At 29.7% G+C, this 25,535-nt stretch carries 21 protein-coding genes; 17 read left to right on the top strand and 4 right to left on the bottom strand.

Going from position 1 to position 25,535, the window contains the following annotated elements; translation table 11 throughout:
- Positions 1-130 precede the first annotated feature (130 nt).
- Together NSA23_RS14910 and NSA23_RS14905 are read right to left on the bottom strand one after the other, a co-directional pair.
- Complete coding sequence (locus NSA23_RS14910) at positions 131-1,153, bottom strand: sugar kinase (protein ID WP_257490720.1); 1,023 nt, start codon at positions 1,151-1,153, stop codon at positions 131-133.
- Between the two features lie 27 nt (positions 1,154-1,180).
- Positions 1,181-1,807 (bottom strand): bifunctional 2-keto-4-hydroxyglutarate aldolase/2-keto-3-deoxy-6-phosphogluconate aldolase, encoded by a 627-nt coding sequence (locus tag NSA23_RS14905; protein ID WP_257490719.1) that lies wholly within the window; start codon positions 1,805-1,807, stop codon positions 1,181-1,183.
- A gap of 228 nt (positions 1,808-2,035) precedes the next feature.
- Between NSA23_RS14905 and NSA23_RS14900 the strand changes: the two genes are divergently transcribed.
- The 6 genes from NSA23_RS14900 to uxuA all read left to right on the top strand — a co-directional run bounded on the left by NSA23_RS14900 (position 2,036) and on the right by uxuA (position 9,405).
- Entirely contained in the window at positions 2,036-2,794 is a 759-nt protein-coding gene (locus NSA23_RS14900) for an IclR family transcriptional regulator (RefSeq protein ID WP_222704843.1), read from the top strand.
- 302 nt (positions 2,795-3,096) lie between these two features.
- Positions 3,097-4,380: a hypothetical protein gene (locus NSA23_RS14895; protein WP_042683455.1), complete on the top strand. Its 1,284-nt coding sequence runs from the start codon at positions 3,097-3,099 to the stop codon at positions 4,378-4,380.
- Positions 4,381-4,396: 16 nt separating this feature from the next.
- Complete coding sequence (locus NSA23_RS14890; protein ID WP_042683456.1) at positions 4,397-6,529, top strand: hydantoinase/oxoprolinase family protein; 2,133 nt, start codon at positions 4,397-4,399, stop codon at positions 6,527-6,529.
- Positions 6,529-7,179 (top strand): hypothetical protein, encoded by a 651-nt coding sequence (locus NSA23_RS14885; RefSeq protein ID WP_042683457.1) that lies wholly within the window; start codon positions 6,529-6,531, stop codon positions 7,177-7,179. Before NSA23_RS14890 ends, NSA23_RS14885 begins: the two co-directional genes overlap by 1 nt.
- Before the next feature lie 112 nt (positions 7,180-7,291).
- A complete protein-coding gene (yiaK, locus tag NSA23_RS14880; RefSeq protein ID WP_042683458.1) occupies positions 7,292-8,296 on the top strand; it encodes a 3-dehydro-L-gulonate 2-dehydrogenase in 1,005 nt (334 codons plus the stop codon).
- Between the two features lie 62 nt (positions 8,297-8,358).
- Positions 8,359-9,405 carry a mannonate dehydratase gene (gene uxuA / locus NSA23_RS14875; RefSeq protein ID WP_042683459.1) on the top strand — a complete coding sequence of 349 codons (1,047 nt, stop codon included), beginning with the start codon at positions 8,359-8,361 and terminating at the stop codon, positions 9,403-9,405.
- A 70-nt stretch (positions 9,406-9,475) separates the two neighbouring features.
- Here the strand turns inward: uxuA and NSA23_RS14870 are convergent, their stop codons facing one another.
- Positions 9,476-9,688: a hypothetical protein gene (locus NSA23_RS14870; protein WP_257490718.1), complete on the bottom strand. Its 213-nt coding sequence runs from the start codon at positions 9,686-9,688 to the stop codon at positions 9,476-9,478.
- A gap of 278 nt (positions 9,689-9,966) precedes the next feature.
- Between NSA23_RS14870 and NSA23_RS14865 the strand changes: the two genes are divergently transcribed.
- From NSA23_RS14865 to NSA23_RS14835, 7 genes are all read left to right on the top strand, one after another.
- Entirely contained in the window at positions 9,967-10,683 is a 717-nt protein-coding gene (locus NSA23_RS14865; RefSeq protein ID WP_257490717.1) for an MgtC/SapB family protein, read from the top strand.
- 947 nt (positions 10,684-11,630) lie between these two features.
- The gene (locus tag NSA23_RS14860) at positions 11,631-12,929 is read left to right on the top strand and encodes a CitMHS family transporter (RefSeq protein ID WP_042683462.1); all 1,299 of its coding nucleotides are present in this window, start codon (positions 11,631-11,633) and stop codon (positions 12,927-12,929) included.
- Positions 12,930-12,957: 28 nt separating this feature from the next.
- The gene (locus tag NSA23_RS14855) at positions 12,958-14,301 is read left to right on the top strand and encodes an acyclic terpene utilization AtuA family protein (RefSeq protein WP_042683463.1); all 1,344 of its coding nucleotides are present in this window, start codon (positions 12,958-12,960) and stop codon (positions 14,299-14,301) included.
- A 5-nt stretch (positions 14,302-14,306) separates the two neighbouring features.
- Positions 14,307-14,618 (top strand): AtuA-related protein, encoded by a 312-nt coding sequence (locus tag NSA23_RS14850; RefSeq protein ID WP_222704844.1) that lies wholly within the window; start codon positions 14,307-14,309, stop codon positions 14,616-14,618.
- Positions 14,619-14,729: 111 nt separating this feature from the next.
- Entirely contained in the window at positions 14,730-16,085 is a 1,356-nt protein-coding gene (locus NSA23_RS14845) for a sigma-54 interaction domain-containing protein (protein WP_042683464.1), read from the top strand.
- 426 nt (positions 16,086-16,511) lie between these two features.
- Positions 16,512-16,658: a hypothetical protein gene (locus tag NSA23_RS14840; RefSeq protein ID WP_257490716.1), complete on the top strand. Its 147-nt coding sequence runs from the start codon at positions 16,512-16,514 to the stop codon at positions 16,656-16,658.
- A 729-nt stretch (positions 16,659-17,387) separates the two neighbouring features.
- Positions 17,388-19,259: an LTA synthase family protein gene (locus tag NSA23_RS14835; RefSeq protein ID WP_042683465.1), complete on the top strand. Its 1,872-nt coding sequence runs from the start codon at positions 17,388-17,390 to the stop codon at positions 19,257-19,259.
- 45 nt (positions 19,260-19,304) lie between these two features.
- Here the strand turns inward: NSA23_RS14835 and NSA23_RS14830 are convergent, their stop codons facing one another.
- Positions 19,305-19,991: a cell wall hydrolase gene (locus tag NSA23_RS14830; RefSeq protein WP_257490715.1), complete on the bottom strand. Its 687-nt coding sequence runs from the start codon at positions 19,989-19,991 to the stop codon at positions 19,305-19,307.
- A 462-nt stretch (positions 19,992-20,453) separates the two neighbouring features.
- Here NSA23_RS14830 and murJ point away from each other — a divergent pair, with 462 nt between their 5' ends.
- Genes murJ through NSA23_RS14810 form a run of 4 tightly spaced genes read left to right on the top strand, consistent with a single transcriptional unit; the run spans position 20,454 to position 25,521 of the window.
- Positions 20,454-22,007, top strand: a complete 1,554-nt coding sequence (gene murJ, locus NSA23_RS14825; RefSeq protein WP_257490714.1) for a murein biosynthesis integral membrane protein MurJ — start codon at positions 20,454-20,456, stop codon at positions 22,005-22,007.
- 41 nt (positions 22,008-22,048) lie between these two features.
- On the top strand, positions 22,049-23,362 hold the full coding sequence (locus tag NSA23_RS14820) for a nucleotide sugar dehydrogenase (protein ID WP_257490713.1): 1,314 nt from the start codon (positions 22,049-22,051) through the stop codon (positions 23,360-23,362).
- 17 nt (positions 23,363-23,379) lie between these two features.
- Complete coding sequence (locus NSA23_RS14815) at positions 23,380-24,390, top strand: NAD-dependent epimerase (protein WP_257490712.1); 1,011 nt, start codon at positions 23,380-23,382, stop codon at positions 24,388-24,390.
- Positions 24,391-24,423: 33 nt separating this feature from the next.
- The gene (locus NSA23_RS14810) at positions 24,424-25,521 is read left to right on the top strand and encodes a glycosyltransferase (RefSeq protein WP_257490711.1); all 1,098 of its coding nucleotides are present in this window, start codon (positions 24,424-24,426) and stop codon (positions 25,519-25,521) included.
- The last annotated feature ends 14 nt before the right edge of the window (positions 25,522-25,535 follow it).

Below are 25,535 nucleotides of genomic sequence, written 5' to 3'. Positions count from 1 at the left end.
ACCTAAAATTAGACTAAGAAAAATATATTTAAATTTATGGAAACTTAGGTACTTCAGTTGTCAACTTGAACATAAAAAAAGAGGCGTTTCATAACTGATAAATCAGTTATGAAACAGCCCCTTTTTTCAACTATCTTTGTACTCTACCAGAAGCATCTCCTTGTAGAAGTTTTTCTACTTCATCAATGCTAACCATATTGAAATCACCATGAATAGTATGTTTTAGTGCAGAGGCAGCCACACCAAATTCTAAAGCATCTTTGAAGTTTTTGCCAGATACTAAACCATATATTAAACCTGATGCGAAAGAATCACCTCCACCAACTCTATCAACTATTCTAATATCATATTTTTTAGAATGATAAAATTCATTTCCATCATAAATACATGCTGACCAACCATTATCAGAAGCTGAATAGGATTCTCTTAGAGAGCTAACAACATATTTAAAGTTGAATTTTTCTATCATTTGCTTAAATATATTTTTATATCCTTTAAGTTCTAATTCACCAGTAGTAACATTAGTATCTCCAGGTTTAAAACCTAATGTCAATTCTGCATCTTCTTCATTTCCAATGCATACATCAACGTATTGCATTAAATTAGTCATTACTTTTTGAGCTTTTTCAGGAGTCCATAAATTTTTTCTATAGTTAAGGTCTACTGATACAGTAACTTCATGTTTTTTAGCAGCTTTTAAAGCTTCCTCAGTAAGTATTGCGGCTTCATCACTTAATGCAGGAGTAATACCAGAAAAATGGAACCATACTGCATCTTTGAATATCTCATCAAAATTGAAATCAGATACTCTAGCCTCAGCAATAGAGGAGTTAGCTCTGTCATATATAACTTTTGAAGGTCTCATAGAAGCTCCACTTTCTAGGTAATAAATACCTACTCTATCTCCACCTCTAACAACATAATTAGTATTGACTCCAAATCTTCTCATATGATTAATTGCAGCTTGCCCGATATCATTTTTGGGTAGTTTTGAAACAAAATAAGAATCAAGTCCATAATTTGCAAGTGATACGGCAACGTTTGCTTCACCACCACCATAGACTGCATCAAAAGATTCAGCTTGTACAAATCTTTCAAATCTTGGAGTTGAAAGTCTAAGCATTATTTCTCCCATAGTAACAACTTTTTTCATTGTTTATGCCTCCTATTAGTAATATGTTTATTTTCTAGCTTCCTTAATTTTTTCAACAAATTGTTTAGCGATCTTAGTAATTTCTTCTTTAGAACCTTTTGTAAGAGATCCACCTACACCAACAGCAACACAACCATTACTTATCCATTCATCTACATTATCTAAATTCACTCCACCAGTAGGCATCAATACAGCCTGTGGAAGAGGATCTTTTATAGCTTTAATAAAAGATGGACCAAAGACACTTCCAGGAAATACTTTAATAATATCTGCTCCAGCTTCCATAGCTGTAATCATTTCAGTTAATGTCATACAGCCAGGCATATAAGGAATTTGATATCTATTACATAGTTTAGCAGTGTCTAGATCAAAAACTGGACTAACAATGTATTTAGCACCAGCTAAAATAGCGATTCGAGCTGTTTCGCTATCAAGAACAGTTCCAGCACCAACTAGAAGATCGTTGCCAAACACTTCAACTAAAGACTCAATTACTTTATGAGCTCCTGGCACAGTAAAGGCAATTTCTATAGCATCAATACCTCCATCCATGCAAGCATAGGCAATGTTTTTTGCTTGCTCATCATTTTCAGCTCTAACGACAGCTACAATTCCAGTATCTTCAATTCTTTTTAAGATATCATACTTTTTCATTGTAAACCCCCTCTATAAATCTTATAATATGAAACCGTAATCTATATTATGAAACTAACTAATTTATATTATAATAAAAGAAAAATACAAAGGCAAGTATTATTTATGTATTTAATATTTTAATAGGAAATTAACAAAGTCTATAGTGTTGTGATATAATCATATATGGAATATTATAGGATTATATAAATATGATTATAAATTAATAAATATAATGGAGGTTTAATTATGCAAATTGTTCAATCTGTAGATAGGACATTAAGTATATTAGAATTACTTGCAAATTATGATGATGGCTTAAGAATAATGGAAATTAGTGATAAAGTAAATTTGCATAAAAGTACTGTGCACAGGTTATTAGCCACATTAGTATATAAAGGATATGTAATACAAGATTTAGACACTAATAAATATAAATTAACTCTTAAACTTTTTGAATTAGGAAGTAAAAAAATTGAGAATATAGATATATTAAGTGCATCTAAACCTTACACGAAAGCTTTGATGGAAGAGATAAATGAAATTGTTCATCTTGTCATTCAGGATGGAAATGAAATAGTTTATATTGATAAAGTAGAAGCGGACAATACAATACGTATGGCATCAAATATAGGGAAGAGAAGCCCTATGTACAGCACTTCAGTGGGTAAAGCAATGCTGGCATTTATGGAGGAAGAAGAAGTAGAAAAAATATGGAATAATAGTAAGATAGAAAAGTTTACAGAATACACAATTGTAGATTTAGAAGATTTAAAAAATAGATTAAAGAAAATAAGAAAAAAGGGCTATTCTGTAGATGATCAAGAAAATGAATTAGGCGTAAGATGTATAGGAGCTCCTGTATTTAATCGTCTTGGTAAAGTTGAAGGGGCAATTAGTATTTCAGGACCTACTATAAGAGTTACGAAAGAAAAGATTGAAGAAATGGCTGAGCAAGTAATTAAATATGCTAATATGATTTCTAATGAACTTGGATATATTAAATAATATATTCAAGTTCATTTTTATTTTAAAGCTTATTTTAAAGCTATAGTGAAATAAAAACTTTTAATTATTTCTTGTAAATATTCTTTCTATATAGTATAATGAAAACAAATATGAAACCTAGTTTTATATTATGAAATAACTACAATGTATTTTATTTAATTAAAAATTTTCACATATCCGTTTTTAACATATTCTTTTTATTTTTTAGAAATATGGGAAATCGGTTTTTTATTAAACAATTATAATGAAAATATTTGCAAAGGTATAAAAAACAGAAAATACATTTATGAAAGGAGAAGCCTATGGATACAATTATTGGTATCATCTTACTTGTAACCTATTTAGGTTTAATTTACTATGCTGCACGTGGTGGAAATCTTATGATAGGATTTGCAGTGATGGCTGTCATATGGGTCGGTTTATGTATATTAGGTGGACAACTTACTTGGGAAGAGGCACAGCTTAATGTATTTCAAGGTGGTCCAGAAAGTTGGGGACCTACTGCAGTTATAGTAATTTTTGGTAGTTGGTTTGGTAGGGTACTTCTAGAGACTGGTATTGCATCCAAACTTATTAGAAGTACAACAGAATTAGGTGGAGATGATCCATTAATAACTACAATCTTATTATCTATAGTTACAGGAATAATTTTTACTTCTACATTTGGAGCAGGTGCAGTAGTTGCTATAGGTGTTATTATATTGCCAATTTTTATGTCTCTTGGTGTCCCTAAACCATTGGCAGTATCTACTTATCTTATGAGTGTTGGTAGTGGAATGTATGTAAATATAGTACTTTTCAAACAAATGCAAGCAATTTTTGAAGGCTTTCAATATGATTGGAATTATTTAAGATTTGGATTTTCAGCTATGGCAATACAACTGGGTTTTATAATTATTATGTTGTTTGTTAAACTTAGGAAAAGCCGGGTACATGGATGGGCAGCTAAAACAAAAGTATCTGAAGAAAATGAGGACATACCTAATATAGCGCTTGTAACTCCAATTATACCGGTGAGTCTTGCAATATTTTTTGAGTGGCAGCCAATTCCTGCCTTTATTGTAGCAACTATATTTGCTCTTGCAGTTTGTGGGAAATTTCCAAACTTTAGTGATGCATCTAGAACAATTACAAGAACATTTTATGAAGGTGTAATCGATATAGCAGGACTTTTAGGATTTTTATTTGTTTTGCCAATGTTTAATAAAGTATCTGGTATAGCAGCACCTTTTTTTGAAGCAATTCTTGGTAATATATTACCAAAAAATACACTATTAATAAGTTTAATATTTATTATTATAGCACCTTTAGGATTATTTAGAGGACCTCTTACAATATTTGGTGCTGGTAGTGCTACAGTTGGAGTACTTAGTGCTATAGGGACATTCTCACAAAAGTTTTTATTTCCACTTATGTATATACCAACAATTACAATGAATCTATCAGCTTGCCCTACTCAATCATGGAATTTATGGGCTCTTAACTACAGTAAAGTTGGAGTAAAAGACTTTTTGAAAACTGGAGTATTGTGGGCTTGGCTTATTAGTGCTGTAAATATAGCACTTGCCTACTTTATGTTTGGATAGTAAAGGAGGAAATATTATGGCAAAAAGAGGAATTAGAGTTGGTATAGATGTTGGAGGAACTCATACAAAAGCTGTAGCTATAGATAATGCTACCTATGAAATTGTAGGTATAGGTTCTGTAAAGACTACTCATGATAATGAATTAGGTGTTTCAGCTGGAGTAGTGGAAGCATTTAAAAAATGTCTTATAGAAAATGGAATATCACCAGAAGAGGTAGTATTTATTGCTCATAGCACTACACAAGCCACTAATGCTCTTTTAGAAGGTGATGTGGCTAAGACTGGTATTGTTGGGATAGGTAAAGGTTTTATAAGTGGATTATTATCAAAAAAACAGAGTAATGTAAAAAATATAAAATTAGATGAAACAGGAAGAAGGAAAATTGAGACTGCTCATAGATATATAGATTTAAAAGATTATAGTATAGATAAAGTAGAAAAGGTTGTAGATGAGTTAAATAATGAAGGATGTAAGGTTATTGTAGCATCAAAAGCCTTTGGTGTTGATGATATGACTGAAGAATTGGATGTAAAAGAAGTGGGTAAAAAGAAAGGAATGGAAGTATCCGTAGCTTCAGATATTAGTAAGTTATATGGACTTACTCGCCGTACTAGAACGGCTGTTATTAATGCATCTATTTTACCTAAGATGTTTGAAACAGCGGACAGTACTGAAAGAAGTGTAAAAATGGCAGGTATTAAAGCGCCTCTCATGATAATGAGAGGTGATGGTGGTGTCATGAATATAGATGAAATGAGAAAAAGACCAGTACTTACTATGCTATCAGGTCCAGCAGCTTCAACAGTAGGAGCACTTATGTACTTAAGAGTATCAAATGGTATCTTTTTTGAAGTTGGTGGTACCAGTACAGATATAGGTGTTATAAAAAATGGTAGACCAATGATTGATTATTCTATAGTAGGTGGTCATAAGACACTTATAAATTCTCTAGATGTTCAAGTATCAGGAGTTGCAGGCGGTTCTATGGTTAGAGCAAGCAAGAATTCTATTATAAATACAGGGCCAAGATCAGCCCATATAGCTAATCTTCCATATGCAGCTTTTACGGATCCTGATGAAATAATAAGTCCTAAGGTAGTTAGAATTCAACCTCTTGAAGGTGATCCATCTGATTATATAGCAATAGAGTCAGAAAATGGGAAGAGAGTAGCTATTACAGTAACATGTGCAGCAAATGCTTTAAAGATGATAAAGCCAACAGATTATTCATATGGAAATTATGAGTCTTGTGTAAAGGCAATTAAACCATTAGCTGATGAGCTTAATATGACAGTTGAAGAAGTAGCTACAGAAATTTTAGAAAAAGCATCAGATACATGTATAAATGTAATTAATAGATTATCAGAAAAGTATAAGGTAGAAAAAGACCAGATAACATTAATAGGTGGAGGCGGTGGAGCAACAGCTTTGTTGCCATTTACAGCTAAAAAAATGGGGCTAGACTATAAAATAGCTGAGAATGCAGAAGTTATTTCATCTATAGGAGTAGCCCTTGCAATGGTAAGAGATGTTGTAGAAAGAGTAATACCAAATCCTACACCTATAGATTTACAAGAAATAAGAACAGAGGCAACAGATATGGCAATTAAATCAGGGGCAAGTCCTGAAAGTATAGAAATACAAATAGAGATAGATTCGCAAACTTCAAAAGTAAGAGCTATAGCAACTGGTTCTACGGAAATTCAAACTACGGACCTATCTAAAAAGCTAACAGATGACGAAGCTTTAGAACTTGCAGCAAAGTCTATGAAAATTGAAAAAGATAAAGTTGACTTAATAGCTAAAAATAGTAATTTCTATGTATATTCAAGTGAAAAGGGAAAAGCTAGAGAAATTAGAGTAATAGATAAAAAAGGTTTCGTCAAGATTCAAAGAGGTGATGGTGCTGCAATCAAAACAACAACAGGTGGTGTAAGAGCAGCAGCAGACAGGCTTTGGGAAGAAATGTCTGTATATAAAAGTGATATAAAGCTTTCGCCAGATATTTATTTATGTATAGGTGCTAAAGTTATTGACTATGAAGGAATGATGGATGTACAGCAACTTCATATGGTAATGGATTCAGAACTTGTAACTAGATCATCTCAGGATGAAGTCATAATTATTGGAGCTAGGAATGATTTATAATGAAAGAAAAAATAGAGTCTTTAATGGAACTTTCAGATAAACAATTTGGATATTATATTTTTTCCCATGATCCCATTAGAAATAAGGTAGATGTAAAATTAAAGGAAGAAATAATAGAAAAATCTTTAGAATGTGGCAAAAAAGTAGCGAAAAACCTGAAAAAAGAATATGGTTTTAAAAATATAGTTGAGTATTTAAAAGTCCTTGATTTGGAATTGTATAAAAAGGATAATAATAATGGAATTGAATATATTTATTTTGGCACATATCAAAAGCCAAATAAGATAACAATATATACAAATAATATAAAAATGGGTACAGATTTAGTTAAAAAATGGGATTTAAATATATTAAAAGGCATAAAATTGAGAGATATAATCATAGCCCATGAAATATTTCATCATTTGCAGGAGCATGACAAGAGTTTATATATAAATACAAATAAAATTACTCTTTGGTCAGTTGGAAAATTTAAATATAGATCTAAGCTAGTAGCTCAAGAAGAAATTGCAAGTATGGCTTTTGCTAAGGAGCTCTTAAATTTAGATTTTTCACCAAATGTTTTAGATGTATTGTTGCTTTACCCTCATAATAAAGATTTAGCAGTGAAGATTTATGAAAGTATAATAGATTCACTACCTAAAGAATGATAAACTAAAATTTTCAAAAGAAGGGAGTATGGGAAAATCCATATTCCTTTTTTGAAAATCCAATATTTAAAATACAAAATAATTTATATATAGTAGAAGGGGGAAATTGTATATGAGGATTAAATTCGATGATATGGTTGAAGAATTCAAAAGAATATTAATAAAAAAAGGTTTAAGTGAAGAAAATGCATATGAATCTGCCAAACTATTTGCTGAGAATAGTTTAGATGGTGTTTATTCCCATGGTATCAATAGATTTCCAAGGGTTATTAGTTATATTGATAAAGGATATATAGATGTAAATGCTAAAGCAGAAAAAGTGAAAGGATTCGGTGCATTAGAAAGATGGGATGGGAAAAGAGGAATGGGAAATTTAAATGCAAAGATCGCTATGGATCGTGCTATTAAACTTTCAAAAGAATATGGCATTGGTATTGTAGCTTTAGGCAACACAAATCACTGGATGAGGGCTGGTTCTTATGGTTGGCAAGCGGCAGATGCAGGATGCATAGGTATCTGCTGGACCAATACTATGCCAAATATGCCAGCATGGGGAGCTAAAGATAGAAGAATAGGTAACAATCCTTTTGTAATGGCTATACCTAGAAGTAATGGAGAACATGTAGTAATAGATACAGCAATGTCACAATTTTCCTATGGCAAAATAGAAGAATATAAATTAAGAGGAGAAGAACTTCCGGTAGTTGGTGGATTCGACACAGAAGGAAGAATAACAAAAGATCCAATTGAAATTGAAAAAACATGGAGAGTATTACCTATAGGTTTTTGGAAGGGCTCAGGTATGTCCATTGGATTTGATTTAATAGCAACAATTCTATCTGGAGGATTTTCTACATCAGAAATTGGGGAAAAATTTGAAGATGAATATGGGCTATCTCAAATTTTAATTGCTATTGACCCTAATAAGTTTAATTCTACTGAAGTATCTGATGGCATTGTAAACAGAGTATTAGCAGATTTAAAAAAATCAGAACCAGCAAAAGAAAATTTAAAAGTACATTATCCAGGTGAAAGAGTCATATCAGTAAGAAAAGATAATCTTTTAAATGGAATACCAGTAGTGGATGAAATTTGGAGAAATATTAAAAATATGTAATATTTATGTTAAAAAGAGTTTTTAAATAAAAATACTACAAAATTATGAAAGTAGGGAACTATATGAAACTATCTTTTAGATGGTATGGTAAAGATGATCCAATTAAAATTGAATATATTAAACAAATACCAAGTATGCATAGTATTGTAACTGCCATATATGATGTTCCAGTTGGAGAAGTATGGAGCATAGAAAGTATAATAAGTTTGAAAGAAAAAGTAGAGAATTCAGGACTTAAATTTGATGTAATAGAAAGTGTCCCTGTACATGAAGATATAAAACTTGGTCTTCCTACAAGGGATAGATATATTGAAAATTATAAAGAAAATATTAGAAACTTAGCTAAAGCTGGAGTTAAAGTAATTTGTTATAATTTTATGCCAGTATTTGATTGGACTCGTTCTCAATTGAATAAAGTTTTAGATGATGGATCAACAGCACTTGTCTATTATAAAGAGCAAATAGATAAGATGGATCCACTAAAAGGAGAAATATCACTTCCAGGATGGGATTCCAGCTACACTAAAGATGAACTAAAAGATATATTTGATCAATATTCAAAAATAGATGAAGAAGATCTTTGGGAAAATTTAGAGTATTTCTTAAAAGAAATTATTCCAGTGTCAGAAGAAAATGATGTAAAAATGGCAATCCATCCAGATGATCCACCATGGCCAATATTTGGACTACCAAGGATTATTACTAAAGAAGAAAATATTGATAGATTTCTAAGGCTAGTAGACAATAAATATAACGGACTAACATTTTGTACAGGATCCTTAGGCAGTGGAGATTTTAATGATGTAGTTAAAATGGTAGACAAGTATTCAGCCCAGGGAAGAATTCATTTTATACATGTAAGAAACATTAAACTTTTAGATGATGGAAGTTTTGAAGAAAGTGCTCACTATTCTTCAGAAGGGTCATTAGACATAGTAGAAATAATGAAAGTTCTTCATAAAAATAAATTTGACGGATATCTACGTCCAGATCACGGTAGAATGATATGGGGAGAAACTGGAAGACCAGGATATGGATTATACGATAGAGCCTTAGGTGCAATGTATATAGTAGGAATTTGGGAAACCCTTAATAAGTTCCATAGTTAGAAACATAGATAGATTTATATTTGATTGGAATTATATATTGCTAACAAAACAAAGTTCTATGTATCAAACTTTATGCATAGAACTTTGTTATATACTTATTAAGTCTTATTCTAACAAGTTCCAAAGTATTCTTTGTTGCATCTTTCCGATAATTCCAAGTATAAATGTCTTTTTCATCAAATCTTAACTCAAAATTTGTAGCTTGAGAGAATTTTTCAGCAAATTTCCTATTCCAATTTTTACTTGTAACACTTATTAGTATATAATACAATACTTTTTTCAATCCTCATCCTATATGGTCATGTAGTTTGGGATATTGTTTAAATAACTAGTAATTAATATCTATTTATGTAGTAAATTGGTATATAATAAGGATGTGGAGGATGTAAAATGGAATCACAAATATTGTATCAAAATATATAATATAACTTTTTTATTTAACTTAGAAACAAAAAAATATTGCAATACAAGAAGGAACTATTGAGGTTTTTATACGATATAATGAATCAAAGATATTTTGAAGAAAAGCTTAAAAGTGGAAGTATGTAAGGAGTTATGTATATGATTAGCCATAAAGAGATAATAATAAGGCTGATTCTTTCAGCCATAACTGGTGGTTTAATTGGAGTAGAAAGGGAAGTAAATAATAGACCAGCAGGCCTTAGAACTCATATTTTAGTAAGTGTTGGTTCTGCCTTAATGATGCTTGTGTCCATAGATGGATTTTATGATGTAGAGACAGGACTAAGAACAGCAGATTCGGCAAGATTAGCAGCTCAAGTAGTAAGTGGTATAGGATTTTTAGGAGCTGGAACTATAATTAAAACTGGTAGCAATATAAAAGGGTTAACTACTGCTGCTAGTCTATGGGCTTGTGCATGTGTAGGGTTAGCTATTGGTAATGGCTACTATTTAGGAGGACTGTTGACATCGGTTATTATTTTATTTACTTTAATGAGTTTAAGATCTATTGAAAAAAGGATATTTAAAGGAAAATATAAAAAACTAGAAATTATCAGTATCAATAGACCTGGCCTCATTGGAGAAATAGGCATGTTATTAGGCAAACATGATATAATTATAAAAGATATAAATATTGTAGATGGTGAAATTGAAGATAGAGAAGAACATGGAACTATGGAAATACATTTTATGGTGAAAGTACGGAAGAATTTTAACCCCAATAATTTCTTTCGTGAAATTTATAAAATAGAGGGAATATTTGAAGCCCTCTTCTATGGTAGAAAAATCCATGACAATAATTTTCAGGTACTTTAGACAAAATGTGATGACATTTGAATTTATTTAGCTTTTAAGCCATTTGACAAAATAAAAGGGTATAGTATTATCGATGTAGCCAAATGTTATTATTCTACCTATGAGGATGGAGTAAATGTAGTAAAAGATCTTTTAACAATATTTAAACATGGAATTCAAAGTGTTACAATATTAGTAGATGTAGCTAAATCTTTAGTAATTATCCTCTAACAAATTATAATGTAGATAAATTTGTATTAGACTGGAAAAAAGCATTTGGAGAAGGAACTAAATAATAGAATAGTGAAATAGGACAGTACTTTTCCATTGTTTAGAAAATGATTAAATTTGTTAAAATAATTTTCTACGAACTTAGATATGCTAATCAGTATATTTAAGTTCGTTTTTCTTTTAAAATTATATACTGAGAAGAAAACTCTAAAGAATTAGGTAAAGATACAGATAAGGAAATAGAAGAAGAGACTACCAAAAAAACTTTAGATTTAAGATTTATCACAGACTTAAAATATATAGAAGAATAGGGACAAAAAATAATATTTAAAACTATGGTGAAATCATGAAATGAAAAAATAAATTATACAAAAATAAAAATTGTTTATTTAACGGCTATTTAATATTATATTTTCAGTAAATTTTTTTAGGAAAAATAATTTTTCCTTATAATCCTAGATATTTCTAAAATATTAGAAATATTTTTTTATACTTATAAATTTTTAGAAATATAAAAAATAGGATAAATTCAATACTTATATTTATCATTATAAAATCTCATTAGGAAACTTCTAATTAATTAGAAAAAAATTAAAGATATACTTTTTCATATAATTAAATAATATATCTCAAAACCCTTAAAGAAAGAGATTTCAAACAATCTTAATGATTGTTAAATAATTGGCATTCTAATTGCAATATAGTAATAGTATAAAAAAACAAAGGAGGTTTTGTTTATGTTAGCAATTTTAGGACTCTTAACAATCATTACACTTTTGTTGCTTATAATGAGCAATAGAGTATCAGCAACGGTGGCTTTAATCATTGTTCCAATTATATTTGCTTTAGTAGGGGGATTTGGAAACCAAATTGGTGAATTTATGATTGAAGGTATTAAAGGGATTGCACCTGTAGGTACAATGTTTATATTTGCTATTCTATTTTTTGGAGTTCTTACGGATGCAGGAACTTTTGACCCTATCATTAATAGAATTCTAAATAAGGTGGGAAATGATCCGGTAAAGATAGCTATAGGAACAGCTATTCTTGCAATGCTTGTACATCTTGATGGTTCAGGAGCAGTGACATTTTTAGTAACTATACCTGCTATGATTCCTTTATATGATGCACTTGGTATGAATAGACATGTACTTGCAACTATTACAGCTCTTTCTGCAGGAGTAATGAATATTTTACCTTGGGGAGGTCCTACATTGAGGGCAGCTACAGCTTTAGAGGTGTCAGTTACTGAATTGTTTACACCATTATTGCCTGCCGTAATAGTTGGTATTTTATTCGTCATATTTGTTGCATATAGGATAGGTAAAAGGGAAAGGAAAAGAATAGGTGAAATAGATACTTTAAAAAATATTAGCTTAGATAATGGAATAGATGAAGATAAAAAAGAACTTGCTCGACCTAAGATGTTTACTATAAATATAGTAACTATTATAGTTACTATAGGTGTATTGATTTCAGGAATTTTGCCACCAGCAGCAATATTTATGATAGCTTTTTCATTTGCATTAATTATTAATTATCCTAAGATTAATGATCAAAAAGAAAGGGTAGATGCCCATGCAAAAGAAGCATTAATGATGGCTAGTATCCTTTTTGCTGCAGGAGCTTTCACAGGAATACTTAGGGAATCTGGTATGATTCAAGCAATGGCAGATGCTACTGTTTCAGCTATTCCAAAATCACTAGGTAGATTTATACCAATGATGGTGGGGATAATTTCTATGCCGGCTAGTTTATTGTTTGATCCAGATTCTTTTTACTTTGGAATATTGCCAGTATTATCATCTACAGCAGAAGCTTTTGGAGTTCAGGGCATAGGAGTGGGAAGAGCAGCTATACTTGGGCAAATGACGACAGGCTTTCCAGTAAGTCCTTTAACTGGATCTACATTTTTATTAATAGGCTTAGCAAAAGTAGATTTTGGAGAACACCAAAAGAAAACTATTCCATATGCTTTTTTAAATACTATTATTATGTTGATAGTAGCATTTATTGTTGGAGCAATATCTATTTAAAAAGATAATATAAGGAGGCTATTTTAGTATGAAAACCATTAGAATAGGAACAGGAGCAGGTTATGCTGGTGATAGAATTGAACCAGCAATAGAATTAATTGAAAAAGGTAACATAGACTATATAATTTTTGAATGTTTAGCAGAAAGAACTATTGCAATTGCCCAAGAACAGAAATTGAAAAATCCTAATAAAGGATACAATGATTTATTAGAATATAGAATGGAAAAAATATTATCTTCGTGCCAAAAAAACAATGTTAAGATAATTACAAACATGGGTGCTGCGAACCCTATAGCTGCTGCAAAGATAACAAAAAAAATAGCAGAAGAAAAAGGTTTAAGAGATTTGAAAATTGCATCAGTGTTAGGTGATGATGTTTTAGAAAAAATAGATAAATATATGGGATATAAAGTACTAGAAACAGGGGAAGAACTTGAGAAACTAAAAGGTCAAATAGTATCAGCTAACGCATATTTAGGAATAGATGGTATATTAGAAGCTTTGGAAAATGGTGCAGATATTATAATAACAGGTCGTGTAGCAGACCCAGCTTTATTCTTAGCACCTTTAGTGTATGAATTTAACTGGGGTTTAGAAGATTATGAGATTATTGGAAAAGGTATAATAATAGGACATTTGTTAGAATGTGGAGGCCAAGTTACAGGCGGATATTATGCAGATCCAGACTATAAAGATGTTGAAAGATTGTGGGAATTAGGTTTTCCAATTGCAGAAGTAAAAGATAATGGAGATGCTATTATTACAAAAGTGGAAGGTTCAGGTGGAAAAGTTTCTTTAGATACTTGTAAAGAACAGTTATTATATGAAATACATGATCCATCTCAATATTTGACACCAGATGGAATTGCAGATTTTACTAATCTTCATTTAAAAGAGGTAGAAAAAGATAAAGTATCTATAAAAGGAGGCAAGGGAGCTAAAAGACCTGATAAGTTGAAAGTAAGTATAGGATATAAAGATTGTTTTATAGGAGTTGGAGAAATAAGTTATGGAGGATCAGGAGCTGTTAAAAGAGCAAAATTGGCCGCTAAGATTGTCCAAGAAAGATTAGAAATGCAAGAAATCTCTGTAGATGAAATTAGATACGATTTAATAGGAATAAATTCTCTCTATGGAAATGTTATAAATATTTATGATAAGGAACTAAATGAAGTAAGGCTCCGAATTAGTGCTAGAACCAATGATAAAGATATAGCAAATAAAGTTGTGAATGAAGTGGAAGCATTATATACAAATGGACCAGCAGGTGGTGGTGGTGCTGAAAAATCTATTAAGGAAATAGTGTCCGTAGCATCCATATTTATTCCTCGCAATGATGTAGATATAAAAGTAATGTATGAGGAGGTTTAATAAAAATGAAAATTAAATTAAGAGAAATTGCACATTCAAGAACTGGAGATAAAGGAAACATATCTAATATCTCTTTGATAGTATATGATGAAAAAGATTATAAAAAGATAAAAGAAAATGTAACTTCTGATAAAGTAAAAGAATGGTTTAAAGGTATTGTTAAAGGAGATGTTCAAAGGTATGAACTTCCTAATATAGGAGCATTGAATTTTGTTATGAAAGATGCCTTAGGAGGAGGAGTTACAAGATCTCTAGCAATAGATAAACATGGTAAAAGTTTAAGCTCTGCATTATTAGAAATTGAAATAAATGTTTAAATAAGGAAGTGCTCTAAGAGCACTTCCTTATTTTTTCAAAAAAAGGTATAATATAAATCTAATATATTGTTTATAGTTATTATATATTTTCCCTTTAAAGGAGAGGATATTATGATATTGGATAGGTTGACTAAGACTATTTTAGATTCTCTACATGAAGGAATTCTAATAATAAATTCGGAAGGTATTGTAATATATGTGAATTCATCTTATACAAAAATTACTGGAATAGACTATAATAAAATAGTTGGATATAAGCTAGATGAGGTTAGAACTGGAGCTATGTTACCTAATGTAGTTAAAACAGGGAAAAAGTTGTTAAGAGTTAAAAGAAAAACAGAGGATTTAGAATATATTGTAAATATGACACCTATAATATTGGAAGGACAAATAAGAGGTGCAATATCTGTAGTTATGGAATTAACAGATGCATATAAACTTACAAAGGAATTAGAAAAATCTAATAAAATGATAAACACTCTAAAACATGAAATAAAGAATGTGCGTAAGGCTAAATATACTTTTGATGATATAGTAGCAGAAGATGAGAGGTCTTTAAAAACAATTGATTATGCTAAGAAAATTTCAAGAAGCAATTTACCTGTCCATATTTATGGTGAAAGTGGTACAGGAAAAGAGCTTTTTGCTCATGCCATACATAATGAAAGCGATAGAAGGGAAGAGCCATTTATAATAGTAAATTGTGCTAATTTAGATAAGCAATTATTAGAAAGTGAGTTATTTGGATATGAAGAAGGTTCTTTTACAGGATCATTAAAGGGCGGTAAAATGGGACTTTTTGAAGTGGCAAGCGGTGGAACTATATTTTTAGATGAAATTGCTGAAATAGACTATTTTTTACAGGCAAAATTGCTCAGAGTGTTACAGGAAAAGACTATAAGAAGAATAGGTGGTATTGAAGAAATACCAGTTGATGTTAGAGTTATTTCAGCTACAAATAAATCATTAGAAAAAGAAATAGAAGAGAAAAGATTTAGACAGGATCTTTTTTATAGAATTAATGTATTTCCTTTATATGTTTTTCCTTTAAGAGATAGGAAGAATGATATCAAAGTATTAGTTAGAGTATTTATGGAAGAAATTCAAAGAGACTATAAAAGAAATGTAGGAATAACAGATAATGCAATGAAGCTACTTTATGAATACAATTGGCCGGGGAATATAAGAGAGTTAAAAAATACTATTGCTTTTGCAGCAAACATGACTGAAGATTTTAATATAGATATAGAACATTTTCCTAAACATATGCAAAAAAATGAAGATGAATTTTTTCTAAAAAGAAAGAAACTTGCTGATTATGTAGAAGAAACGGAAATTTATGCCATAAAAAAAGCTTTACAAAAATATGGATATACGGTTAATGGTAAGAAAAAATGTTCTGAAGTTTTAGGTATATCTTTAGCTACTTTATATAATAAAATAAGTAAGTATAACATAGAAGTTTGATGTAGCTACATAGGTTTTATTTTTCACAATACAGGAGTTTTTTACTTTATTTGGATTTAAGAAATATGTATTAGAGTTTCCTCAAAAATTAAAGACAAAATAACTGTTGTGATTCTTTCTTTTTTAATTTAGTTTTTATAAGCTTTTAATATCAGTTTTTGTTTTTTTATAATATGGTATAAATGCTATTTGTTAGTATATAATAATTAAAATTTGGTATATCGTAGATTTTTTTAGATATATTTAAAATAAGCAGTACCAAAATGCTTTCTCTTTTCCTATGAGAAAGCATTAATTCTACACTTTTTTAAATATAAGATTATATTGGGGACTATAGCGCTAATTTAACACATTAGAATTTACCTATATTTATTAAGAAAAAGAGAATTATATGAAAAAATATTTACAATTCTGTTAATACTATTAGTGTCTATTGGTTTAGTTGGATGTAATAATATTGAAAGAAAGATGAAAAAGGCTAATAAGCTACTAAATAATGAGAAATACACTGAAACAGAAAAAGTATATAAGGATCAATTAAAATGGAATCTACTTATGATAAGGCTTATATAGGGCTTTTTAATGTATATAAAGGGTTCTACAGAACTTATAGAATAAGCTCCTAAAGAAGGTATGGAAAAAGTAGAAAATAAAACTTTATTAAAATTATCCCTTATTTAGAACAAAAACGAGAATTGCTAGATTCTTTATTGTTACAATTTGGACATATAATCATAAATTTTCCTCCTTTTATTATTTATCTAGGACATAAGTACTATTCGATATAGTACTATAAAAATCCTTTATTTTTGACAAGAAAGTTTGAATATAGGAAATATCTGATCATCTTTATAATTTGAGCATATTTTAGATGAGCAGCATAAAAAACTTTTATTAAATATAGATAATGAATTATCAGTATATTTGAAACAATTGGAACTGTAGATGGTGAAATTGAAGATAGAGAAGAACATGGGACTATAGAAATACATTTTATGGTGAAAGTACGAAAGAATTTTAATCCCAATAATTTCTTTCGTGAAATTTATAAAATAGAGGGAATATTTGAAGCCCTCTTCTATGGTAGAAAAATCCATGACAATAATTTTTAAATATAGCCATATATAACAATTCTTAGGGCTGGCTTTCTTTTCTGCAAAAAGTATAAAAAGTTTATTTTATACCTCTTAATATATCACGTAATAAGATATAGGAAATATTCCATTATTTGTTTTCTTGCATATATAGCTAATATAGTATAGATTAAGTGTATATAATAATTTATTTTCGGAGGTTTTCAAAATGCTCTTTACAATATTGTTATTAATAAAAATAGGACTATTTATATACATTACTAGAATAGAATATAATCAAATCCTTGTATTTTCAGTAAGTACTCTAATAACATTATTTTTCTTTACATTAATATACTTTAGTAGAAATAAAAGAAAGCAAACTTTAGCTTTTTCTTTTTATAGTATAATGTCTGCAATTATATTTGTAGACTCTGTATACAACCATTATTTTAATAGCTTGCCATCTATTTCTTTATTAAAACAAATGAGTCAAGTAACAGCAGTAGGGGATAGTGTTAAGGATCTTCTAAATCCCTTAAATATTTTTCTTATAGCTGATATTCCTTTTCTTTGCATATATTCTAGTAGAAAAAAGAGAAAGATTAAAAGTGAAGGAAAAATTTATACTAAAAAGTTTCGTCTAGGTATACCTTTTAGTATTGGAATTATTACAATGATTATATTTTTAACCACTTATTCTTTAGGTTATGGTACTGCATTAGAAAAACAAGAACTATACACCTATCATTTCAAAGATATTGTAAGCATATTTGGGTCAGATAAAGATATAATAGGAGAAGATGGAAATAATATTTCTCCAAAAGAAATATTAGATAATAATAAATTACCTTTAAGGGGAAAAGATTCTAACAAAGAAAAGAAGCATCATGGTATAGGAAAAAACAAAAATTTAATAGTCATTCAAGTAGAAGCACTACAAAATTTTGTTGTAAATGAATATTATGATGGTCAGGAAATAACACCAAATATAAATAAATTAATAAAAGATAAAAGCTCCATATATTTTGACAACTATTATCAATTAGTAGGTAGAGGAAATACATCAGATGCAGAATTTGTATCTCAAAACTCTTTATATCCTAGTATGAAAGATGGAAGTTATGCTTTATATGAAAAGAATACATTCTATGGACTACCTTGGATTTTAAGAGATGAAGGGTATACATCTTGGGCTTTCCATGGTTATGAACCAGAGTTTTGGAATAGAGACAAGGCTTACCCTAATCAAGGATTTGAAAGATTTATAAGTAAAGAAGATTTTGATGTACAAAGGATTATAGGTTTTGGTATTATAGATGAAGATTTCTTTGAACAGTCCATACCATATATAAAAGAAATGGGAGAGCCATTTTATTCATTTATGATCACACTAACTAGCCATACTCCATTTAACATGCCAGAGCATTTGCATGTTTTAGACATTAGAAATGAACACAAAGACACTATGTTTGCAAATTATCTTCAATCTATTCATTATGCAGACAAGGCTATAGGCAAATTCATAGATAGATTGAAAGAAGAAGGTATGTATGAAAATACAGTTATAGCATTATATGGAGACCATACGGCTCTCCATTGTACTAATAAAGAAAATAAAGAAACTATGACTAAATACTTAGGCCATGACTATGATTTTCAAGATATGATGAATATTCCATTTATCATACATGTTCCAGGAGAAGATATTCATGAAACCATATCTACAGTAGGTAGCCAGTTAGATTTTCTACCTACCATGCTAAATATAATGGGACTTAAAAATGAAAAGGGAATTATGTTTGGAATAGATTTGATAAATTCAACAGACAGTTTAGTAGCACAACAACATTATGTACCTACAGGTTCTTATTTTGACAGTGAAAAACAATTTATTATGTCAGGAAATGGTATATTTAAAAATAGTAGATGCCATGACTTAAAAACTAGAAAACCTATAGATATAGGAGAGGCAAAAGAAAACTATGAAAAAGCTATAAAGGAAATAAATTTATCTAATTATATCCTTCAGAATAATTTAATAAAAAAACTAATCCATGGCTCTGGGAATATTGAAATTAAAGAAGATTTAGTACCTTAGATTATTATGTTCAATAGAAAAAGCAGACTTAAAGTCTGCTTTTTTCTATTGATAGAATGCATGTCCACCAATTGTAGTTACATAACTTTTACTTTTTACAATCCAAGAACCTTTTGCTTTATTTGGATTAAAGAAATAAGTTGCATTGCCAACTGGCCTTACACCATTTAAAGCATCTTTTGCAGCATTTACACTTTCTTGAGATGGGGTGTTGTAAATCGTACCATCTTGAACAGGACTGAATTGAGGAATATTTCCATAATATTCGAAAATTACATTATATATTGTATTTGGGAATTCTTTAGAATTTACTCTATTTAAAATCACATTTCCGACGGCTACCTTGCCTTTATAAGGTTCTGATCCAGCCTCAACCTCAATAATTCTAGACAGCCAGTAGGCATCACCTGAAGTATGATTTTTTGAACTTGTCCCATCGCTTGAATTTCCATATAAGGTTCTTTGAGTTTCTGGTCCTGCAATACCATCAATTCTTATTTTATGGTCTATTTGAAACTTTATTACAGCTTGTTCTGTAATTTTTCCATATATACCATCTATATGATAATTATAGTATCCTTTACTATTTAATGTCTTTTGAAGTTTTAAAACATCTTCTCCTTTATCTGTGAATTTTAATGTTCTAGTATTTCCATTAGCTAAAACTTGTGTACTTAAAAGTGTCAATATAAGTATAACTAATAAAATAGATGCTATTTTTCTATGTTTCATTTGTATCCACTCCTTTCTAAAGCTTGCTTTAGAAACTAATTTTAGGCTAGAAACTAACCCCTTCAGATGATTTTCCTCAGTTAAAAATGGAATTCAGTCATCAAATGATTTACAACAAAGGCTATTATACAGGAATGAATATTTTATGTAAACAGTTTATAGGCAAATACCACAAATTGGCACAGATTATGGATATTATAGACAATATTTTTTAGGTTATGAAACCTATAGTTTCATAGATTTAAAGAGGGGTCCATGTCTGTTTTACCTTATCTATCGTGATTTATAATAGTTAGAGGCTGAAATTAATATTAGGACTTATGGTATAATATTGTGGTATAATAAATCTTGTGGTATTGAAAAAGAATTATCCTTTTGCTATAATTCAGTTTAAATGAGACAGCATTAAAAAGACAATTTTTTTCTACTATTTGAGACATAGTTTTAATGGGAGGAAATAGAATGAGTAAAGCTAAAAAAGCAGCAAAATCTGCGGCAATAATTATGTTTTTTACCCTTACAAGTAAATTTTTGGGGTTTTTAAGAGAAGTGTTAATAGCTAAAAAATTTGGGTCAGGGTGGGAAACAGATACATACTTTATGGCTATGATAGCAACTACTATGATTATGACTATAGTAGGTTCGGCAATAAATACAACAGTTATTCCCCTATTTTCAGAAATAGAAGTTAAACATGGAAAAGATAGAAAAATAGATTATATGAATAATATGTTAAATGTAGTTTTCTTTTTAGCTGTTATTTTAATGATATTAGGTTGGTTGTTTTCACCGGCAATAATGAAAGTTGTTGCTAGAGGTTTTGAGGGAAAACAATTTGAATTGGCAGTGAAATTAAATAGAGTAGGTCTTCCAATAATATTATTCATGGGGACGACTTTTTTATTTAAAGGTTTTTTAGAAAGCAGTGAAAGTTTTACAGCACCAGCAGCGATGAGCCTTCCATTTAATCTAATATATATAGGCTTTTTGTTAATATTTTCAAATAAATATGGTATAGTAGGTCTTATGGTTGCTAGCGTAGTAGCAGCATTGTCTCAAATAATTATTCAGATACCTTCAGCCAAAAAAATAGGCTATAAATATAAGTTTAAAATAGATCTTAAAGATAGATATTTAAAGAAAACTTTAATACTTACTATTCCAGTGCTAATAGGTTCAGCAATAAATGAGATAAATGTAATAGTAGATAAAGCTTTAGCCTCCAATTTAACGGAAGGTAGTATATCAGCTCTTAACTATGCATCCAGAATTAACAGTATAGTACTTGGAGTATTTGTCACAGCCATAGCCACAGTTATTTTTCCAATGCTTTCTAAAGAATCCAATAGAAAGAATATTGATTCTTTAAAGGAGATTATGGGTCATGGTATAAATATAGTACTTATTATAACTATACCTGCTATGGTAGGACTTATTCTATTTGCAGAACCTTTTGTAAGGATATTTTTCCAAAGAGGAGCTTTCGATAGCATAGCAACTCTTATGACATCGCAAGCTGTAATATTCTACTCTATTGGAATGGTAGCCATGGCTTTAAATATTATGTTAAATAAAGTATATTATTCCCTACAAGATACTAGGACTCCAATGATAAATGGGGGCATATCTGTAGGAATAAATATAGTTTTAAATTTAATATTAGTAAAATTTATGGGGCATAGAGGATTGGCTCTAGCAACTAGTATAGCATCAATTTTTACAACCTTACTTCTAATAAACAGTTTAAGAAAAAAATTAGGTAATATGAATATAAAAAGTTATCTATCATGTTTCTTAAAATCTGCAATTGCTTCAGTGATTATGGGAACTATAGCTTATGCAATATATAATGGCTTATATCCAGTAGTAGAAGGAAGAAAAATATTAGATTTATTTATATTTTTGCTATCTGTAGGAGTGGGAGCAGTCATTTATTTTATACTATGTTACTTATTTAAAATAGAGGAAATAAATTTTATAATAGATAAGGTAAAAGTGAAGATAAAAAAAATATAGAATAATGTATTTTACAAACAAATTTAAATGAAGGTGATAAAGTGAATTTATATCAAGATATTAAAGAAAGAAAGGAAAAGTTATCTGTTGTAGGTCTCGGATATGTTGGATTGCCTCTAGCAATAGCCTTTGGAAAAAAAGCAGATGTTATAGGTTTTGATATTAATGAAAAAAAGATTAAATTATACAATGATGGTATAGATGTAACTGAAGAAGTTGGAGATGGGGAATTAAAGAAAAGTGTAGTTAATTTTACTTCAGATGAGAAGAAGATTAGAGAAGCTAAATTTCATATTGTTTCCGTACCTACTCCTATAAATGAAGACAAGACACCTAATTTAAATCCACTAAAGGGTGCTACAAGAACAGTAGGAAGAAATTTAACTAAAGGTTCAGTAGTAGTATATGAATCTACTGTATATCCAGGTGTTACAGAGGAGGTATGTATTCCTATTTTAGAAGAAGAATCAAATATGAAATGTGGACAAGACTTTAAAGTAGGATATTCTCCTGAAAGAATTAATCCAGGGGACAAAAAACACAGATTAGAAAATATAGTTAAAATAGTTTCAGCAGTAGATGATGAATCTTTAGATATTATTTCAAAGGTTTATGAATTAGTTGTTGAAGTAGGAGTTCATAAGGCAGAAAGTATAAAAGTGGCAGAAGCAGCAAAAGTTATAGAAAATTCTCAAAGAGATATAAATATAGCTTTTATGAATGAGCTTTCAATTATATTTAATAAACTTGATATAGATACAAAGGCAGTTCTTGAAGCTGCAGCAACAAAGTGGAACTTCTTAAACTTTACTCCTGGACTTGTAGGAGGACACTGTATAGGTATAGATCCATATTATCTAACATATAAAGCAGAACAAATAGGATACCATTCTCAAATCATTTTATCAGGAAGGAAAATAAATGATGGTATGGGCAAACATGTAGCTGAACATACAGTGAAAAATATGATCAAGGCGGACAAGCAAGTAAAGGGTTCAAAAGTTGCTATAATGGGGCTAACATTTAAAGAAAATTGTCCTGATGTTAGAAATACAAAAGTAATAGATATAATTAAAGAATTAGAAGAGTATGGAGTAGATGTATTAGTAGTAGATCCAGCATCAGATGCTGAAGAAGTATACAATGAATATGGAATAAAACTTTGGAATATAGAGGATATTAAAAATATAGATGCTGTAATCTTTGCAGTTGCTCATGATGAATTTAAATCTTTGACTTTAGAAAATATATTGAATTTATATAATGGTTCCAATGGAAAAGTATTAGTAGATGTAAAAGGTATTTTTGAAAAGGATGAAGCAGAAAATCTAGGATATATATATTGGAGATTATAATAAAGGAGAGATTATAAATGAGAAATATATTAGTTACAGGTGGTGCTGGATTTATAGGATTTAATTTATCTAAAAGATTATTAGAAGGTGGAGATCATGTAATTGGTTTAGATAATTTAAATGATTATTATGATGTCAACCTCAAAAAAGATAGATTATCAATACTAGAAGAATATGATGATTTTAAATTTATTAAAGCTTCTTTAGAAGATAAAGAGGCTGTAGATAAGGTATTTAAAGAAAATAGAATTGATATAGTAGTTAATTTAGCAGCTCAAGCAGGAGTAAGATATAGCTTAAAAAATCCCTATGCTTATATTGAGTCAAATATTATGGGTTTTATGAACATATTAGAAGCTTGTAGACACAATGAAGTAAAGCATTTAGTATATGCTTCTTCAAGTTCTGTTTATGGTTCTAATATAGACATGCCTTTTTCAGTTCATGATAATGTAGATCACCCAGTGAGTTTGTATGCAGCAACAAAGAAATCTAATGAGCTAATGGCTCATACTTATAGCCATTTATATGGTATACCTACAACAGGACTTAGATTTTTCACAGTTTATGGTCCTTGGGGAAGGCCAGATATGGCATTGTTTTTGTTTACAAAGGCTATACTCAATGATGAGCCTATAAAAGTATTTAACCATGGAAAAATGGAAAGAGATTTTACTTATATAGATGATATTATAGAAGGCGTAGTTCGAGTAATGGACAATCCACCAAAGGCAAATGAAGATTGGGACAGATTAAACCCTGATCCGGGTACAAGTTATGCACCATTTAAAGTATATAACATAGGTAACAATAAACCAGTACAATTAATGGAGTTTATAGAAACTATTGAGAAAAAACTAGGTAAGGAAGCAAAGAAAGAATTTTTACCTTTACAAGCTGGAGATGTACCAAAAACTTATGCTGATGTAGATGACTTAATAAATGATGTAGGATTTAAACCAGATACATCTATTGATAAAGGTATAGGAAAATTTGTTGAATGGTATAAGAAGTATTATAATATTTAATATGTAGAAAAACCAATAAGGGACGGTTATGCTATGAAGGTATTACATGTAATAACAAGTTTAGGTAGTGGAGGAGCAGAAATTTTAATTAAAGAATCTTTACCTATTATGAAATCTAAAGGCATTGATACTGACCTTTTAGTACTATCTTCCAAAAATAATATACTTGAAGATGAATTAAAATCAAAAGGTATAAATGTTTACAAAACAGGCGTGGATAAAATATATTCTCCAAAACAAGCATTTAAAATAAGAGAGTATATAAATAAATATGACATAGTACATACTCACTTAGTTCAAGGACAGTATTGGACAGCTTTTGCTAAGATGTTATCCAATTCGAAGACACCTTTGGTTACTACTGAGCATAGCACTAGTAATAATCGTAGAAAGCATAAATTATTTAAAATTAGTGATAAGATAGTATACAATAAACATAATAAAATCATATGTATAAGTAAGGCAGCAAATGAAAATCTAGTAGAATGGATGCCAAGTATAAAATCAAAAGTTACTACTATTTATAATGGAATTAACTTAGGAAAGTTCGAAGATATATCAGCTTATAGTAGGAAAGAGTTATTAAAAGAGGTTGAAAATCCAAAAGATTTAAATCTAATATTAATGGTTGGAAGGTTATCTAAGCCAAAAGATCATAAGACTTTAATTAGAGCTCTTCAAAGATTACCTGAAAAATTTCATCTTATTTTCATAGGAACGGGGTCTCTTGAAGATGATTTAATATCTTTGTCTAAAGAGTTAGGATTGTCCCATAGAGTCCATTTTTTAGGATATAGAAATGATATCAATCGTATTATGAAGACCGTGGATATATATGTTCAATCCTCTTATTGGGAGGGATTTGGCATTGCTGCTTTGGAAGCTATGGCTTCTGGCATACCTGTTATTGCTTCTGATGTTCCTGGACTTTCAGAAGTAGTTAAAGGTGGAGGAGTACTATTCCCTAAAGGAGATTTTAATTTTCTTGCAAATATAATAGAGGAAATTTGTATTTCAGAAAAGAGATATACAGATATAGCTAAAAGATGCAAGCTAAAGAGTGAGAAATTTTCCATAGAAGAAATGATAAATCAATACATCAATATTTATATTGATTTATCAAATATTTAGCCTTAAAGGAGAAT

The organism is Anaerosalibacter massiliensis, from assembly GCF_024623155.1.
GTDB lineage: Bacteria > Bacillota > Clostridia > Tissierellales > Sporanaerobacteraceae > Anaerosalibacter > Anaerosalibacter massiliensis.
This window is presented reverse-complemented; position numbering and strand designations above follow the sequence as displayed.

Excerpts from the sequence above, each read along its gene's own strand:
- NSA23_RS14910 (WP_257490720.1), bottom strand. The coding sequence starts at position 1,153 with ATGAAAAAAGTTGTTACTATGGGAGAAATAATGCTTAGACTTTCAACT.
- NSA23_RS14905 (WP_257490719.1), bottom strand. The coding sequence starts at position 1,807 with ATGAAAAAGTATGATATCTTAAAAAGAATTGAAGATACTGGAATTGTA.
- NSA23_RS14900 (WP_222704843.1), top strand. The coding sequence starts at position 2,036 with ATGCAAATTGTTCAATCTGTAGATAGGACATTAAGTATATTAGAATTA.
- NSA23_RS14895 (WP_042683455.1), top strand. The coding sequence starts at position 3,097 with ATGGATACAATTATTGGTATCATCTTACTTGTAACCTATTTAGGTTTA.
- NSA23_RS14890 (WP_042683456.1), top strand. The coding sequence starts at position 4,397 with ATGGCAAAAAGAGGAATTAGAGTTGGTATAGATGTTGGAGGAACTCAT.
- NSA23_RS14885 (WP_042683457.1), top strand. The coding sequence starts at position 6,529 with ATGAAAGAAAAAATAGAGTCTTTAATGGAACTTTCAGATAAACAATTT.
- yiaK (WP_042683458.1), top strand. The coding sequence starts at position 7,292 with ATGAGGATTAAATTCGATGATATGGTTGAAGAATTCAAAAGAATATTA.
- uxuA (WP_042683459.1), top strand. The coding sequence starts at position 8,359 with ATGAAACTATCTTTTAGATGGTATGGTAAAGATGATCCAATTAAAATT.
- NSA23_RS14865 (WP_257490717.1), top strand. The coding sequence starts at position 9,967 with ATGATTAGCCATAAAGAGATAATAATAAGGCTGATTCTTTCAGCCATA.
- NSA23_RS14860 (WP_042683462.1), top strand. The coding sequence starts at position 11,631 with ATGTTAGCAATTTTAGGACTCTTAACAATCATTACACTTTTGTTGCTT.
- NSA23_RS14855 (WP_042683463.1), top strand. The coding sequence starts at position 12,958 with ATGAAAACCATTAGAATAGGAACAGGAGCAGGTTATGCTGGTGATAGA.
- NSA23_RS14850 (WP_222704844.1), top strand. The coding sequence starts at position 14,307 with ATGAAAATTAAATTAAGAGAAATTGCACATTCAAGAACTGGAGATAAA.
- NSA23_RS14845 (WP_042683464.1), top strand. The coding sequence starts at position 14,730 with ATGATATTGGATAGGTTGACTAAGACTATTTTAGATTCTCTACATGAA.
- NSA23_RS14835 (WP_042683465.1), top strand. The coding sequence starts at position 17,388 with ATGCTCTTTACAATATTGTTATTAATAAAAATAGGACTATTTATATAC.
- NSA23_RS14830 (WP_257490715.1), bottom strand. The coding sequence starts at position 19,991 with ATGAAACATAGAAAAATAGCATCTATTTTATTAGTTATACTTATATTG.
- murJ (WP_257490714.1), top strand. The coding sequence starts at position 20,454 with ATGAGTAAAGCTAAAAAAGCAGCAAAATCTGCGGCAATAATTATGTTT.
- NSA23_RS14815 (WP_257490712.1), top strand. The coding sequence starts at position 23,380 with ATGAGAAATATATTAGTTACAGGTGGTGCTGGATTTATAGGATTTAAT.
- NSA23_RS14810 (WP_257490711.1), top strand. The coding sequence starts at position 24,424 with ATGAAGGTATTACATGTAATAACAAGTTTAGGTAGTGGAGGAGCAGAA.